The sequence below is a fragment of the Burkholderia sp. LS-044 genome (genome assembly GCF_004803625.1).
GTDB lineage: Bacteria > Pseudomonadota > Gammaproteobacteria > Burkholderiales > Burkholderiaceae > Burkholderia > Burkholderia cepacia.
The window spans coordinates 141,155-155,889 of record NZ_SSWO01000006.1 but is presented as its reverse complement, the minus strand read 5'-3'; the positions used below and the strand labels follow the sequence as shown (position 1 = coordinate 155,889).

General features: G+C 67.7%; 13 protein-coding genes. 7 read left to right on the top strand and 6 right to left on the bottom strand.

Features of this window, described 5'->3' with window-relative positions; translation table 11 throughout:
- Positions 1–220: 220 nt before the first annotated feature.
- The 6 genes from E9536_RS17650 to E9536_RS17625 are packed head-to-tail and all read right to left on the bottom strand — an operon-like array spanning position 221 to position 7,248.
- The gene (locus tag E9536_RS17650; RefSeq protein WP_027790632.1) at positions 221–661 is read right to left on the bottom strand and encodes a dihydroneopterin aldolase; all 441 of its coding nucleotides are present in this window, start codon (positions 659–661) and stop codon (positions 221–223) included.
- Positions 658–1,290 carry a sarcosine oxidase subunit gamma gene (locus E9536_RS17645; protein WP_059622413.1) on the bottom strand — a complete coding sequence of 211 codons (633 nt, stop codon included), beginning with the start codon at positions 1,288–1,290 and terminating at the stop codon, positions 658–660. Before E9536_RS17645 ends, E9536_RS17650 begins: the two co-directional genes overlap by 4 nt.
- The gene (locus E9536_RS17640; protein ID WP_027790630.1) at positions 1,280–4,291 is read right to left on the bottom strand and encodes a sarcosine oxidase subunit alpha family protein; all 3,012 of its coding nucleotides are present in this window, start codon (positions 4,289–4,291) and stop codon (positions 1,280–1,282) included. The genes E9536_RS17645 and E9536_RS17640 overlap by 11 nt, the downstream gene beginning before the upstream one ends.
- On the bottom strand, positions 4,288–4,587 hold the full coding sequence (locus E9536_RS17635; protein ID WP_027790629.1) for a sarcosine oxidase subunit delta: 300 nt from the start codon (positions 4,585–4,587) through the stop codon (positions 4,288–4,290). Before E9536_RS17635 ends, E9536_RS17640 begins: the two co-directional genes overlap by 4 nt.
- A 16-nt stretch (positions 4,588–4,603) precedes the next feature.
- Positions 4,604–5,848 carry a sarcosine oxidase subunit beta family protein gene (locus E9536_RS17630; RefSeq protein ID WP_006480591.1) on the bottom strand — a complete coding sequence of 415 codons (1,245 nt, stop codon included), beginning with the start codon at positions 5,846–5,848 and terminating at the stop codon, positions 4,604–4,606.
- A gap of 14 nt (positions 5,849–5,862) precedes the next feature.
- Positions 5,863–7,248: an L-serine ammonia-lyase gene (locus E9536_RS17625; RefSeq protein WP_027790628.1), complete on the bottom strand. Its 1,386-nt coding sequence runs from the start codon at positions 7,246–7,248 to the stop codon at positions 5,863–5,865.
- A gap of 302 nt (positions 7,249–7,550) precedes the next feature.
- Here E9536_RS17625 and E9536_RS17620 point away from each other — a divergent pair, with 302 nt between their 5' ends.
- The 7 genes from E9536_RS17620 to otnI all read left to right on the top strand — a co-directional run bounded on the left by E9536_RS17620 (position 7,551) and on the right by otnI (position 14,718).
- Positions 7,551–8,624 (top strand): GlxA family transcriptional regulator, encoded by a 1,074-nt coding sequence (locus tag E9536_RS17620; RefSeq protein WP_027790627.1) that lies wholly within the window; start codon positions 7,551–7,553, stop codon positions 8,622–8,624.
- 200 nt (positions 8,625–8,824) lie between these two features.
- Positions 8,825–9,529, top strand: a complete 705-nt coding sequence (locus E9536_RS17615; RefSeq protein WP_027790626.1) for a FadR/GntR family transcriptional regulator — start codon at positions 8,825–8,827, stop codon at positions 9,527–9,529.
- Positions 9,530–9,590: 61 nt separating this feature from the next.
- Entirely contained in the window at positions 9,591–10,487 is an 897-nt protein-coding gene (gene ltnD, locus E9536_RS17610) for an L-threonate dehydrogenase (RefSeq protein ID WP_341774384.1), read from the top strand.
- Between the two features lie 19 nt (positions 10,488–10,506).
- The gene (otnK, locus tag E9536_RS17605; protein WP_059682301.1) at positions 10,507–11,796 is read left to right on the top strand and encodes a 3-oxo-tetronate kinase; all 1,290 of its coding nucleotides are present in this window, start codon (positions 10,507–10,509) and stop codon (positions 11,794–11,796) included.
- Complete coding sequence (locus tag E9536_RS17600; protein WP_060357758.1) at positions 11,793–12,431, top strand: aldolase; 639 nt, start codon at positions 11,793–11,795, stop codon at positions 12,429–12,431. The genes otnK and E9536_RS17600 overlap by 4 nt, the downstream gene beginning before the upstream one ends.
- 113 nt (positions 12,432–12,544) lie before the next feature.
- On the top strand, positions 12,545–13,870 hold the full coding sequence (locus E9536_RS17595) for an MFS transporter (protein ID WP_042972687.1): 1,326 nt from the start codon (positions 12,545–12,547) through the stop codon (positions 13,868–13,870).
- A 68-nt stretch (positions 13,871–13,938) separates the two neighbouring features.
- Positions 13,939–14,718 (top strand): 2-oxo-tetronate isomerase, encoded by a 780-nt coding sequence (otnI, locus tag E9536_RS17590; RefSeq protein ID WP_136470290.1) that lies wholly within the window; start codon positions 13,939–13,941, stop codon positions 14,716–14,718.
- Positions 14,719–14,735: the final 17 nt, after the last annotated feature.

Genomic DNA, 14,735 nt, shown 5'->3' with positions numbered 1-14,735 from the left:
CGATGCATTGACCGGGAAGGCCACCGCAAGCTGCTGGAGCGGGTCCGCAGTGGGTTGCCCAAAAGCGCTCGCGTGACGCGTGACAAGTGACGGGGGGAACGTCTCATTGTTCCGATACCTCAGGAACAAAGACGAGCGGCAACCACCAGCGGGCCATTGTTCCGATATTCCAGGAACAATGAGCAATCGCGTGGGCGGATTGCCTCTCCGCCCCGCCCCTTCAAAGCTGCCCCGCCGCCCCCGTCCACCGCAAGTAATCCCCGCGCGTCCAGTCGAGCGACACGCCGACGCGCTTCGTACCCGGCCGGATCTTCGGCTTGTACACCGACAGCGTCAGCGACTCCAGCGCCGGCCATTCGCGGAACGACAGCACCGCGATGTCGGCGACGAGCGTCTCCAGCAGCCGCGTATGCGGCTTGTGCGACAGGAACGCGGCAAGTCGCGCGCAATAACCGTCGTAATCGATCCACTCGCCCTGCTCGCTCGGCTCGCAGCGATAGCCGAGCCGCGCATCGATCACGATCGGCTGCGGCGCTTCATGCTCGTGCGCATGAATGCCGATCCGCGCGGGCACCTTCAGTTCGTCGACGAACACGCTCCAGCCGTGCCCGCGCAGGCGCGGCGCGTCGATCGCCACGAACGGTTCGTCGAACGGCTTCATGATGCGAGCGGCGCGGCAGCGTCGAGCATGATCCGCACGAAATAGTCGGCGAAGCTGCGGCGCAGGACGATCTCGAACGCATCGTCGCCGGTCGGGACCAGCACGATCGACGTCTTGAAGTAGTGCGACTGCGCGCACTGGCCCGGCTTGAACACGCGCGGGTGGAGATCGAGCGGGCAGCCGCGTGCGAGCACGTCGCGCACGCGTTCGCCGCTGATCTCGACCACCGTGTAGCCGCTGCCGACGTCGACGGCCGCCGCATACGAACCCTGCACGGCCTCCGCGAGTCGCGCCTCCAGCACGCCTGCCTGCACGGGCCCGTGCGAGCGCACGAGCCACTCGTCGGGGCCGAGCCACAGCACGTCGTACTCGGCGCCGCGGGCAACGGTGTTCGGCGCCGCCGGCGGCCGGCAGCCGACCACGCGCTCGAACGCGGCGACGAACGCCGGATCGCTCAACTCGCCGCGTACGTTCACGAGATCGAGGAACGGCCGCTCGCGCAGCGTGAATTTCTTCGATGCGCGCGCCTGGTGCGGCTTCAGCACGTCGGCCGCGCCGACGAACGGCGATTCAAGCGTCACGCCGCCCGCGCCCGCCACCTGCGTCTGGTTTCTGGTTTCATTCCACATGCTGGCGCACCCCTTCGGTATCGTAGAAAACCGGGCTCGAGATCTTCGCGGTGATGCGCTTGCCGTTGGCCAGCGGAATCACGACGCTCTCGCCCATCTTGTTCAGGCCGCCCTTCACCACCGCGAGCGCGATCGAGCGCTTCAGGATCGGGCTGTAGTAGCTCGACGTCACGTGGCCGATCATCGGCGTCGGATCGACCGCCGACACCTGCGTGTCCTTCGCGACGATCTGCGCGCCTTCCGGCAGCACGAACTGTTCGTCCTCGGTCAGCAGGCCGACGAACTGCTTGCGGCCCTCCTTCGCGGTGTCCGAGCGCGCGAGCGAACGCTTGCCGAGGAAGTCCTTCGACTTCGCGACCAGCCCGCCCATCCCGAGGTCGTACGGCGTGACCGAGCCGTCGGTGTCCTGGCCGACGATGATGTAGCCCTTCTCCGCACGCAGCACGTGCATCGTTTCGGTGCCGTACGGCGTGATGTCGAACTCGGCACCGGCGGCCATCAGCGCTTCCCACACCGCGCGGCCCGCATTCGCCGGCACGTTCACTTCATAGGCCAGCTCGCCCGAGAAGCTGATCCGCATCACGCGCGCCTTCGCGCCGGCAACGGTGCCGTTCCGGTAGCTCATGAACGGGAACGCCTCGTTGCCGAAGTCGATGTCCTGGCACACCTTCTGCACGACCTTGCGGCTCTTCGGGCCGACCACCGCGAACGTCGCCCAGTGATCGGTGACCGACGACAGCCGCACCTTCATGTCGGGCCATTCGGTCTGCAGCCAGCGTTCGAGCCACGTGAGCACGCGCGCCGCGCCGCCCGTCGTGGTCGTCATCATGAAATGCTGGTCGGCGAGGCGCACCGTCACGCCGTCGTCGAACACCATCCCGTTTTCGTCGAGCATCAGCCCGTAGCGGCACTTGCCGACCTCGAGCTTGTTCCACGGGTTCGTGTACATCCAGTTCAGCAGCTTCACGGCATCCGGGCCCTGGATGTCGATCTTGCCGAGCGTCGATGCGTCGAGGATGCCGACGCTGTTGCGCACCGCCAGGCATTCGCGCTTCACGGCCGCATGGAGATCCTCGCCGTTCTTCGGGAAGTACCACGGCCGCTTCCAGTTGCCGACGTCCTCGAACAGCGCGCCGTGCTCGACGTGCCACTCGTGCACGCAGGTCTTGCGGATCGGGTCGAGGAAATCGCCGAGCTCGCGGCCCGCGAACGTACCGAACGAAACGGGCGTGTAGTTCGGGCGGAACGTGGTCGTGCCCGTTTCCGGAATCGACTTGCCGAGCGCCCCCGCGAGAATCGCCATCCCGTTGATGTTGCCGAGCTTGCCCTGGTCGGTGCCGAAGCCCATCGCCGTATAACGCTTCACGTGCTCGACCGACTCGAAGCCTTCGCGCGCGGCAAGCAGGATGTCGGCGGCCGACACGTCGTTCTGGAAATCGACGAACTGCTTCGGCCCGCGCGCCGCGGCCTCGCGGCTGCCGACGAGCCACAGCGGCTGCAGTGCGCCTTCGACGGTTTCCGCGACCTGCGGCGCGACCGGGCGCTGCTCGGCCGTGAAGCCCGCGGCCTTCGCCGCTTCCACGCCCGCATCGACCGCGAGCCGCAGCGCGCGCGCCAGGCCGAATTCCCCAGCCGCCGCGCCGATGCTCGCTTCCGCCTGCACGGGCTTGCCCGGCAGGAAACACGCCTTCTCGTCGCTCCAGCACGCCTTGCCGCCCGACTGCGCGAACAGGTGCAGCACGGGGCTGAAGCCGCCCGACATCGCGACGAGGTCGCACGGCAGCGTCTGCAGCTTGCCGCCCACCTGGCCGTTCGTGCTGGACGCGACGTCGACCGACGATACGCGCCACTTGCCCGATGCGGCCGTCACGACGGCGCCGCTCAACACCGTCACGCCCTGCCGCTTCGCCGCGGCCGGCAGCGCACCGTTCGACGATGCGCGCGAATCGACGACCGTCACTTTCGCGCCGCACGCCTTCAGGTCGAGCGCGGTCTGGTACGCACGATCGTTGTTCGTGAACACGACCGCGTTGCGGCCCGGCAGCACGCCGAAGCGATGCACGTAGGTGGACACCGCGCCGGCGAGCATCACGCCCGGCAGGTCGTTGTTGCCGAACACGATCGGACGCTCGTGCGCGCCGGTCGCGAGAATCACGCGCTTCGCGCGAACTTTCCACAGCAGCTCGCGCGTGCCCTTGCGCATCGACACGGGCAGGTGATCGGTCAGCCGCTGCGTGACCGTCACGAGGTTGTGGTCCTGGTAGCCGAACGCGGTGCTGCGCGACAGGATCGTCACGTCGGGCAGCTTGCGCAGCTCGGCCTCGATCTTCTCGACCCACTGCAGCGCGGGCTTCGCGTCGATTTCCGCGCGGCACGACAGCAGGCTGCCGCCGAGCTCGCGCTGGTCGTCGACGAGGATCACGCGCGCGCCGGCCGTGGCCGCCGCATGCGCCGCCGCGAGCCCCGACGGGCCGCCGCCCACGACGAGCACGTCGCAGTGCGCATAGCACTTGTCGTAGCGATCGGCGTCGAGCGCTTCCGGCGCCTTGCCGAGGCCGGCGGCTTCGCGGATCTTCTCTTCGTACTTCGGCCACATGTTGCGCGGCCACATGAAGGTCTTGTAGTAGAAGCCGGCCGGCAGGAAGCGCGACAGCTTCTGGTTGATCGCGTACTTGTCGTTCTCGAGCGTCGGCTCGGCGTTCACGCTCGACGCGACGAGCCCCTGGTACAGCTCGATCTCGGTCGCGCGCGCATTCGGCACCGTGTACGGGCCCGATTCGAGCTGCACGACCGCATTCGGTTCCGCGACGTCGGCCGTCACGATCCCGCGCGGGCGGTGGTACTTGAAGCTGCGCGCGACGAAGTGCACGCCGTTCGCGAGCAGCGCGGACGCGAGCGTGTCGCCCTGGAAGCCCTGATACGTGCGGCCGTTGAACGTGAACGTCAACGGAATCGCGCGATTGATGCGGCCACCGGTGCCGAGGCGGTCTTTCTGGCTCATTTGCTCGTGCCCTCTTCGTGTGCGTTGCCGGCAGCGTCGCCACCGAACTTTTCGTAGCCCTTGATATCGTAGGTCACCGTGTCGCGCGTGGCCTTGAACCAGCGTCGGCAGCCCTGCGCGTGCAGCCATTGCTCCTTGTGCAGCCCGCGCTTGTTCTCGCGCATGAACACGTATTCGCCCCATTCACGGTCGGTCATGTTCTCGTTGTTGACGGGGCGCACGATGTCGGCTTCACCGCCGCACGAGAACTCGGATTCGGCGCGCGGCCCGCACCACGGACATTCGATCAGCAACATGTTTTCTTCTCCTCGTTCAGTGCGCGACGGCGGCTGCGCCGTGCTCGTCGATCAGGTGGCCCGTGTAGAAGCGGTCGAGCGCGAACGGCGCGTTCAGCGGATGCGGTTCGTCGCGCGCGATCGTGTGCGCGAACACCCAGCCCGAGCCGGGCGTCGCCTTGAAGCCGCCGGTGCCCCAGCCGCAGTTGAAGTAGAGGCCCTTCACGTCGGTCTTGGTGATGATCGGGCACGCGTCCGGCGACACGTCGACGATGCCGCCCCACTGGCGGTTCATCCGCACGCGCGAGAACACCGGGAACATCTCGACGATCGCCTGCAGCGTGCTTTCGATGATGTGGAAGCTGCCGCGCTGGCCGAAGCCCGTGTACTGGTCGATACCCGCGCCGATCACAAGGTCGCCCTTGTCGGACTGGCTGATGTACGCGTGCACCGCGTTCGACATGATCACCGAGTTCACGACCGGCTTGATCGGCTCGGACACCAGCGCCTGCAGCGGGTGGCTTTCGATCGGCAGGCGCACGCCGGCCATGTCGGCGAGCGTCGTCGTGTTGCCGGCCGCGACCACCGCCACCTTCTTCGCCTTGATGAAGCCCTTCACCGTATCGACGCCGACCACCGCGCCGCCTTCGCGGCGAATGCCCGTCACCTGGCAGTTCTGGATGATGTCGACACCCGCGCGGTCCGCGCCGCGCGCAAAGCCCCAGGCCACCGCGTCGTGACGCGCCACACCGGCGCGGCGCTGGATCGACGCGCCGAGCACCGGATAGCGGCTGTTCAGGTTGATGGTCGGCTCGATTTCCTTGATCTGCGCGGGCGTCAGGAATTCGGCGTCGACACCGTTCAGGCGGTTCGCATTCACGCGGCGCTCGGTGTCACGCACGTCCTGCAGCGTGTGGGCCAGGTTCATCACGCCGCGCTGGCTGAACATCACGTTGTAGTTCAGGTCCTGCGACAGCCCTTCCCACAGCTTCATCGCCTTCTCGTACAGCGCGGCCGATTCGTCCCACAGATAGTTCGAGCGCACGATCGTCGTATTGCGCGCGGTGTTGCCGCCGCCGATCCAGCCCTTCTCGAGGATCGCGACGTTCGTGATGCCGTGTTCCTTCGCGAGGTAGTAGGCGGTCGCGAGGCCGTGGCCGCCGCCGCCGACGATCACGACGTCGTATTCCTTCTTCGGTTCCGGGCTCTTCCACTGCTTTTCCCAGTTCTCGTGATACGAGAGACCGTTGCGGAACAGGCTGAATATCGAGTAGCGGCTCATGTTGTGGTCCTTCGTTAGCATTCGATGACGTTCACGGCCAGACCGCCGCGCGACGTTTCCTTGTATTTCGTCTTCATGTCGGCGCCCGTCTCGCGCATCGTCTTGATGACCGAGTCGAGCGACACGTAGTGCTGGCCGTTGCCCTTGAGCGCCATGCGCGACGCGTTCAGCGCCTTGATCGCGCCCATCGCGTTGCGCTCGATGCACGGGATCTGCACGAGCCCGCCGACGGGGTCGCAGGTCATCCCGAGGTTGTGCTCCATGCCGATCTCGGCCGCGTTCTCGACCTGGTCGGGCGTGCCGCCCATCACCGCGGCGAGCGCGGCGGCCGCCATCGAGCACGCGACGCCCACTTCGCCCTGGCAGCCGACTTCCGCGCCGGAGATCGACGCGGTTTCCTTGTAGATGATCCCGATCGCCGCGGCCGTCATCAGGAATTCGACGATGCCGGCTTCGTTCGAGCCCGGCACGAACTTCACGTAGTAGTGCAGCACCGCGGGGATCACGCCGGCCGCGCCGTTGGTCGGCGCGGTGACGACACGGCCGCCCGCCGCGTTCTCCTCGTTGACGGCCATTGCATACAGGTTGACCCAGTCGAGCATCGACAGCGGGTCGCGCAGCGACTCTTCCGAACGCGCGCGCAGGCGGGCATTCAGCTCGGCCGCGCGGCGCTTCACGCGCATCGGGCCCGGCAGGTCGCCCTCGACCTTGCAGCCGCGTTCGACGCAGGCGGCCATCGTGCGCCAGATCGCGAGTAGCCCGGCGCGCACTTCGTCGGCGGGGCGCAGCGCGCATTCGTTGCGCATCATCAGCTCGGCGATCGACAGCCCGTGCTCGCGGCACTGGCGCATCAGGTCGTCGCCGGTGCGGAACGGGTACGGCACCTCGACCGCCGCGCGCACGCCGTTCACGCGATCGCCGTCGCGGTTCACGACGAAGCCGCCGCCGACCGAGTAATACTCTTTCTCGACGAGCAGCTGGCCGTGTTCGTCGAAGGCCTGGAAGCGCATCCCGTTCGGGTGCACGATGCTCGTGCCGCTCATCAGCTTGCGATAGAAGCCGATGTGTTCCTTTTCGTCGAAGCGCACCGTCTGCTTGCCGAGCAGCGACAGCGATTTCTCCGCGCGGATCGCGGCCAGCCGCGGCTCGATCAGGTCGGGATCGATCGTGTCGGGCAGGTGGCCCTCGAGGCCGAGCAGCACGGCCTTGTCGGTGCCGTGGCCCTTGCCGGTCGCGCCGAGCGAGCCGTATAGTTCGACCCGCACGCGGCGCACGAAACCGAGCAGGTTCGCGTCCTCCACGTGCGACGCGAAGCGGCACGCGGCGATCATCGGGCCGACCGTGTGCGAACTGGACGGGCCGATGCCGATCTTGAACAGGTCGAACGCGCTGACGTTCATCTGGCTTCCTCTGGATGGGGACATACATCAAGTGACGTTGGGCACCAGTACATCAAAGCGTAAAATCGGCCGATAGAACAAAAACGGCATCGGCGTGGGATACCGCCGCCAAGCGCCGCGCCGGCGGGCCGGAAAGTGCGTTTTGGCGATGGTTCGCGACGGAAAACCACAAGTCGCGCCGGAGCCGATCGGCGACGCTGGCTGCATCCGCGTCGCCCGGCCGTGCCCGACTGCCGTACCCGCGTTACCCGTATCGACAGACTGAGTGAGACCGCCTGCCCGGCGTGAAGAGATTGGCCGCGATGACACCCGACGTACCCGCTTCCCCCCTCGCAGAACCCGCACCGCGACGCATCCGCTTCGGCATCGTGCTGCTGCCGAACTTCACGCTGACGGCCTTCTCGGGCTTCGTCGACATGCTCCGGCTGTCGGCGGACGACGGCGACTACAGCAAGCCCGTGCGCTGCGCGTGGAGCGTGATCGGCGAAACCCTCGCGCCGGTGCGCGCGAGCTGCGGGATCCAGATCACGCCATGGGAAACCTTCGACGCGGCCGAGCCGTTCGACTACGTGGTGGTGGTCGGCGGGCTGCTGCATTCGGGGCCGCAAGCGGGCCCCGAGACGCTCGACTTCATCCGCCGCGCGGCGGCCGGCGGCGCAACGGTCGTCGGGATCTGCACCGGCGTGTTCACGCTGATGCGCGCAGGCGTGCTCGACGGCTACCGCACCTGCGTGAGCTGGTTCCATTACTGGGATTTCATCGAGCGCTTTCCGGCCGCCGATCCCGACCTGCTGATCGCCGACCGGCTGTTCGTGATCGACCGGCGCCGCATCACCTGCTCGGGCGGCCGCGCGTCGATCGACGTCGCCGCCGCGATCCTGCTGCGCCATTTCGATCACGCGACCGTGCAGAAGGCGCTGCGCATCCTGCTGGTCGGCGAGATGCAGAAAGGGAACGCGCCGCAGCCGCATCCGCCGGGCCTCGAGCCGGCGACGCACCCGAAGGTCAAGCGCGCGATTCTCCTGATGGAACAGCATGTCGGGCGGGCGCTGTCGCTCGACGAGCTCGCGAACAAGCTCGACCTGTCGACGCGGCAGCTCGAACGGCTGTTCAAGGCGGAAACGGGCAAGAGCCCGCAGGCGTTCGCGAAACAGGTGCGGCTGCGCACGGCCGCGTGGCTGCTGACCAGTTCAGACCGCACGGTGGCCGATATCGCGTCGAGCTGCGGGTTCGCGGATGCGTCGCACCTCGGGCGCGAGTTCCGCAAGCAGTTCGGCGTGCCGCCGGCGACTTATCGGGAGCGCGGCGGCGAAGTGGCGGAAGCCGGCGCGACGGCAGATGCGACGGACGACTCCGTCGAGGACATCGCCGACTGACGGCCAACGCACCTGCACTGCTCTTTCCCGCCCGGCTGACCCACCGCGAAGCGATCGTCGATCGCGTCGATTTCCCTTCAAATGGAACCGGTTTCAGTTGATTTGGCCGACGTTGCCCTCCGTTGATCGAGGGTTATCCCGGATGCTTCATCGCGCTCAAATTTGTATGATGACCACATAACCTTACAAGCCAGAGCACCATGTTCGAGAAAATTCCCGCCCGTGCGATGAGCGACCATGTCGCGCAGCAACTGCTCAAGCAGATCGAAGTCGGCAGCTTCTCGGCCACCGGCAAGCTGCCGACGGAGGCCGTGCTCGCGCAGGAATTCGGCGTGAGCCGCACCGTGATCCGCGAGGCGATCTCGCGGCTGAAGAACGAAGGCGTGGTCGAGCCGCGCCAGGGCAGCGGCGTGTACGTGAACCAGCACGGCGCGATCCGGCCGCTGCGGATCGACTATGCGGAAGCGGTCGAGGCCACCTCGCTGCCGCACCTGCTCGCGGTGCGCCGCGCGATCGAGGCCGAGGTCGCGGCCGAAGCGGCCCTGCACCACACCGACGAAGACATGGCCGACATCGACGAGGCGCTGCGCAAGATCGACGATGCCGTGGCCGAAGGGCGCGACGGCGTCGCGGAAGACGTCGCGTTCCACCGCACGATCGCGGCCGTCACCGGCAACCCGTATTTCCTGAAGACGCTGCAGTTCCTGAACCAGTACCTCGAAGCCGGCGTGAAGGTCACGCGGCGCAACGAAGCGACGCGTGAAGACTTCTCGCGCCAGGTGCGCGAGGAACACGCGGCGATCGCCGACGCGATCCGCGCGCGCGACCCGATGGCCGCGCGCAACGCGGCACGCACGCACATGTACAACGCCGCCCGCCGTCTCGCGGAAGCCGGCATCTGCTGAAGCCGGCGGCGGCCGTTACAGGCGCCGCCGCTGTCACGAACCTCTTCCGAATCGATCAAGGTTGACCATGTCACGAAATGTTGGAGTCATCGGCCTCGGGGCGATGGGCCTCGGCGTCGCCCGCTCGCTGCTGCGCGCCGGCCTGCGCGTGCACGCATGCGACGTGCGCGAGACCGTGCTGCAGGCATTCGCGGCCGAAGGCGGCGTCGCCTGCGCGACGCCGGCCGAACTCGGCGCGCAGTGCGACGTCGTCGTTACGCTCGTCGTGAATGCCGCACAGACCGAAACGGTGCTGTTCGGCGAGCACGGCGCGGTCGCGGCGATGAAGCCGGGCGGCGTCGTGATCGCCAGCGCGACCGTCGCACCGGAATTCGCGGTGGCACTCGGCGCACGCATCGAGGCCGCCGGCCTGCAGATGCTCGATGCGCCCGTGTCGGGCGGCGCCGCGCGCGCGGCCTCCGGCGAGATGACGATGATGACGTCGGGCCCGGCCGCCGCGTACGCGGGCTGCGAGGACGTGCTCGCCGCGATCGCCGGCAAGGTCTATCGCCTCGGCGATGCGCACGGCATCGGCTCGAAGGTGAAGATCATCAACCAGTTGCTGGCCGGCGTGCATATCGCAGCAGCAGCCGAGGCGATGGCGCTGGGCTTGCGCGAAGGCGTCGATGCCGATGCGCTGTACGACGTGATCACGCACAGCGCCGGCAATTCGTGGATGTTCGAGAACCGCGTGCCGCACATCCTGAACGGCGACTACACGCCGCTGTCGGCCGTCGACATCTTCGTGAAGGATCTCGGCCTCGTGCTCGATACCGCGCGCCGCAGCAAGTTCCCGCTGCCGCTGTCGGCCACCGCGCACCAGATGTTCATGAGCGCGTCGAGCGCCGGCCACGGCGGCGAGGACGATTCCGCCGTGATCAAGACCTTCCCCGGCATCACGCTGCCGCCTGCCCGCTGATTCGAACGACGTACCCGCCATGACCGCTCCCGTTTCCCGTCCCCTGCTCGGCTGCATCGCCGACGATTTCACCGGCGCGACCGATCTCGCGAACATGCTCGTGAAGAGCGGCATGCGCACCGTGCAGACGATCGGCGTGCCCGCCGACGGCGCCACGCTTGATGCGGATGCGATCGTCGTCGCGCTGAAGTCGCGCACGATCCCCGCGGCCGACGCCGTCGCGCAATCGCTCGCCGCCTACGCATGGCTGCGCGAGCAAGGCTGCCGGCAATTCTTCTTCAAGTACTGCTCGACGTTCGATTCGACCGACGCGGGCAACATCGGGCCCGTCGCCGATGCGCTGCTCGATGCGGCCGGCGGCGGCTTCACGATCGCATGCCCGGCGTTCCCCGAGAACGGCCGCACGATCTATCGCGGCCACCTGTTCGTCGGCGACGTGCTGCTGAACGAATCGGGCATGGAAAACCATCCGCTCACGCCGATGAAGGACGCGAACCTCGTGCGCGTGCTGCAGCGGCAAACGAAGTCGCCCGTCGGCCTGATCCGCTACGACACGATCGCGCTGGGCGCGGCCGCCGTGCGCACGCGGATCGACCAGTTGCGTGCGGAAGGCGCACGATTCGCGATCGCCGACGCGCTGTCGGACCGCGACCTCTACGTGCTCGGCGAAGCCTGCGCGGGCCTGCCGCTCGTCACCGGCGGCTCGGGCATCGCGCTCGGCCTGCCCGCGAATTTCCGCCGCGCGGAGCAACTGCCCGAGCGCGACAACGCGGCGTCGCTGCCGCGTATCGACGGCCTGTCGGCGGTGCTCGCCGGCAGCGCATCGAAGGCCACCAACGCGCAGGTCGCCGCATGGCGCGCCACGCGGCCGAGCTTCCGCATCGATCCGCTCGCGGCATCGCGCGGCGAACCCGTCGTCGACCAGGCACTCGCGTTCGCGCGCACGCACCTGCCGCAGCCCGTGCTGATCTACGCGACCGCGACGCCTGACGAAGTGAAGGCCGTACAACAAGCGCTCGGCGTCGACGCGGCCGGCCATCTCGTCGAAGCCACGCTCGCGGCGATCGCGCGCGGGCTGCGCGATCTCGGCGTGCGCAAGTTCGTCGTCGCCGGCGGCGAGACGTCCGGCGCGGTCGTGCAGGCGCTCGACGTGAAGTCGCTGCAGATTGGCGCGCAGATCGATCCGGGCGTGCCGGCGACGGCCACCATCGACGCAGCGCCGCTCGGCCTCGCGCTGAAGTCCGGCAACTTCGGCACCACGGACTTTTTCGACAAGGCGCTGCGCGCGCTGGACGGAGCCGCACGATGAGCGACGAAGCGAAACTGCGCGAGGAGATCTGCGTCGTCGGCGCCAGCCTGTACGCGCGCGGCCACGCGGTCGGCAGCGCCGGCAACATCAGCGCGCGGCTGCCCGACGGCTGGCTGATCACGCCGACCGACGCGTGCCTCGGCCGGCTCGACCCGAACGACATCGCGAAGGTCGGCCTCGACGGCCAGCCCGTATCGGGCGGCAAGCCGTCGAAGACCCTCGCACTGCATCGCGGCATCTACGCGCGCAATGCCGAAGCGAGCGGCGTCGTCCACACCCATTCGACGCACCTCGTCGCGCTGACGCTCGCGGGCGTATGGCGCGACACCGACGTGCTGCCGCCGATCACGCCGTACTACGTGATGAAGGTCGGCCACATTCCGCTGATCCGCTACCGCCGCCCCGGCGATCCGGGCGTCGCCGCGGAAGTCGCGGCGCTCGCCGACCAGGTGCGCGGCGTGCTGCTCGACCGCCTCGGCCCGGTGATGTGGGGGCCATCGGTGTCGCACGCGTCGTATGCGCTCGAAGAGCTCGAGGAAACGGCGCGGCTGTGGCTGATGACGAACCCGAAACCCGAACCGCTCGACGAAGCCGCGCTCGACGAATTGCGCGCCAGCTTCGGCGCGCGCTGGTAGCGACGTACCCCGCAACGATTCCCATGCCCGCCGTGTGCGCGGGCCCTTCCGTCAGCACACACAATGATCCGGCGGCGTACACGCCGCCGGCACACAACATCCTGGAGACGACGATGACTGCTCTCGACGCGGCCGCTGGCCGCTCGCCCGCCGCGCCCGCCCATGCCGCGGAACTCGACCGCACCTACAAGAAAGTGTTCTGGCGCATCGTGCCGTTCCTGATGCTCTGCTACGTGGTCGCGTATCTCGACCGCGTGAACGTCGGCTTCGCGAAGCTGCAGATGTCGCAGGATCTCGCGTTCAGCGAAACCGTGTTCGGGCTCGGCGCCGGCATCTTCTTCCTTGGCTACTTTCTGTTCGAACTGCCAAGCAACATGCTGATGCACCGCATCGGCGCACGCATCTGGATCGCGCGGATCATGATCACGTGGGGCCTGCTGTCCGGGCTGTTCGCATTCGTGCAGACGCCCACGCAGTTCTACGTGCTGCGCTTCCTGCTCGGCCTCGCGGAAGCCGGCTTCTATCCCGGCGTGATCCTGTATCTCACGTACTGGTTCCCGTCGCATCGCCGCGCGAAGATCATCGCGGTGTTCATGTCGGCGATTCCCGTGTCGGGCATCTTCGGCAACCCGCTGTCGGGCTGGATCATGGAACGCTTCCACGGCGGCTCGGGTTTCCACGGCTGGCAATGGATGTTCATGATCGAAGCCGTACCGGCCGTGCTCGTCGGCATCGCGACGATCCTGTATCTCGACAACAGCATCCGCGGCGCGAAGTGGCTCGACGAACGCGAGAAACAACTGCTGGAGGACGAGATCGCCGCGCAGCCGCAGGAACAGCAGCAGCACGGCCACTCGCTGAAGGCCGTGTTCGCCGACCCGCGCATGTGGTGGATGTCGCTGATCTACTTCGCGTTCGTCACGGGCCAGTACGGCCTCACGTTCTGGATGCCGACGCTCGTGAAGTCGACCGGCATCACCGATACGCTGCAGATCGGCCTGCTGTCCGCGATCCCGTTCCTCGTCGCGATCGTCGTGATGAACCTGTTCGGCCACAGCGCGGACAAGCGCCGCGAACGCCGCTGGCACCTGATCGTGCCCGCGCTGATGGGCGCGGTCGGGTTTGCGGTCGCCGCGTCGTACTCGCACAATACGGCGGTGTCGATCGTGTTCCTGTCGCTCGCGGCGGGCGGCGTGCTGACCTGCGCACCGCTGTTCTGGTCGCTGCCGACCGCGTTCCTCGCGGGCTCCGCGGCCGCCGCCGGGATCGCGATCATCAACTCGGTCGGCAACCTCGCCGGGTTCGCGAGCCCGTACGTGATCGGCTACCTGAAGGACGTCACGCACAGCACGGCGTCCGGCATGTACGTGCTGGCCGCGATGCTCGTGATCGGCGCGATCGCCGTGTGGCTCACGCCCGCGAAACTCGTGAACCGCTGAACCGCCGAGTTGCCATTCGACGCGGGGCGACGTATGCCCCGCCCCATTCATTCACAGGACCCGCTGCCATGCCACGCTTCGCCGCCAACCTCTCGATGATGTACACCGAGCACGCGTTCCTCGAACGCTTCGCCGCTGCCGCCTACGACGGCTTCAAGGCCGTCGAGTACCTGTTCCCGTACGACTTCGCCGCCGAGGACATCCGCGCGCGCCTCGACGCGCACAACCTCGAACAGGCGCTGTTCAACGCGCCGCCCGGCGACTGGGCCGCGGGCGAACGCGGCACCGCATCGCTGCCGGGCCGCGAGGACGAGTTCCGGCGCGGCATCGACCAGGCGCTCGACTATGCACGCGTGCTCGGCAACCGGAAGCTGCACGTGATGGCCGGGATGGTGCCGCCGGGCGCCGACCGTGCACGCCATCGCGACACCTACCTGTCGAACCTGCGCCATGCCGCGCAGGCCGCTGCCGCGCACGGCATCATGATCCTGATCGAGCCGATCAACCAGCGCGACATGCCCGGCTATTTCCTGAGCCGTCAGGACGACGCGCAGGCGATCCGCGCGGAAGTCGGCGCGCCGAACCTGAAGGTGCAGTTCGACTGCTACCACTGCCAGATCGTCGAAGGCGATCTCGCGACCAAGCTCCGGCGCGATTTCGCGGGCATCGGCCATATCCAGATCGCGGGCGTGCCCGACCGCCACGAGCCGGATCTCGGCGAACTCAACTACCCGTATCTGTTCGAGCTGATCGACACGCTCGGCTACGACGGCTGGATCGGTTGCGAGTACCGCCCGAAGGCCGGCACGTCGGAAGGGCTCGGCTGGCTCAGGGCCTGCTCCCGCTAATTCACGCATTCCTCGGA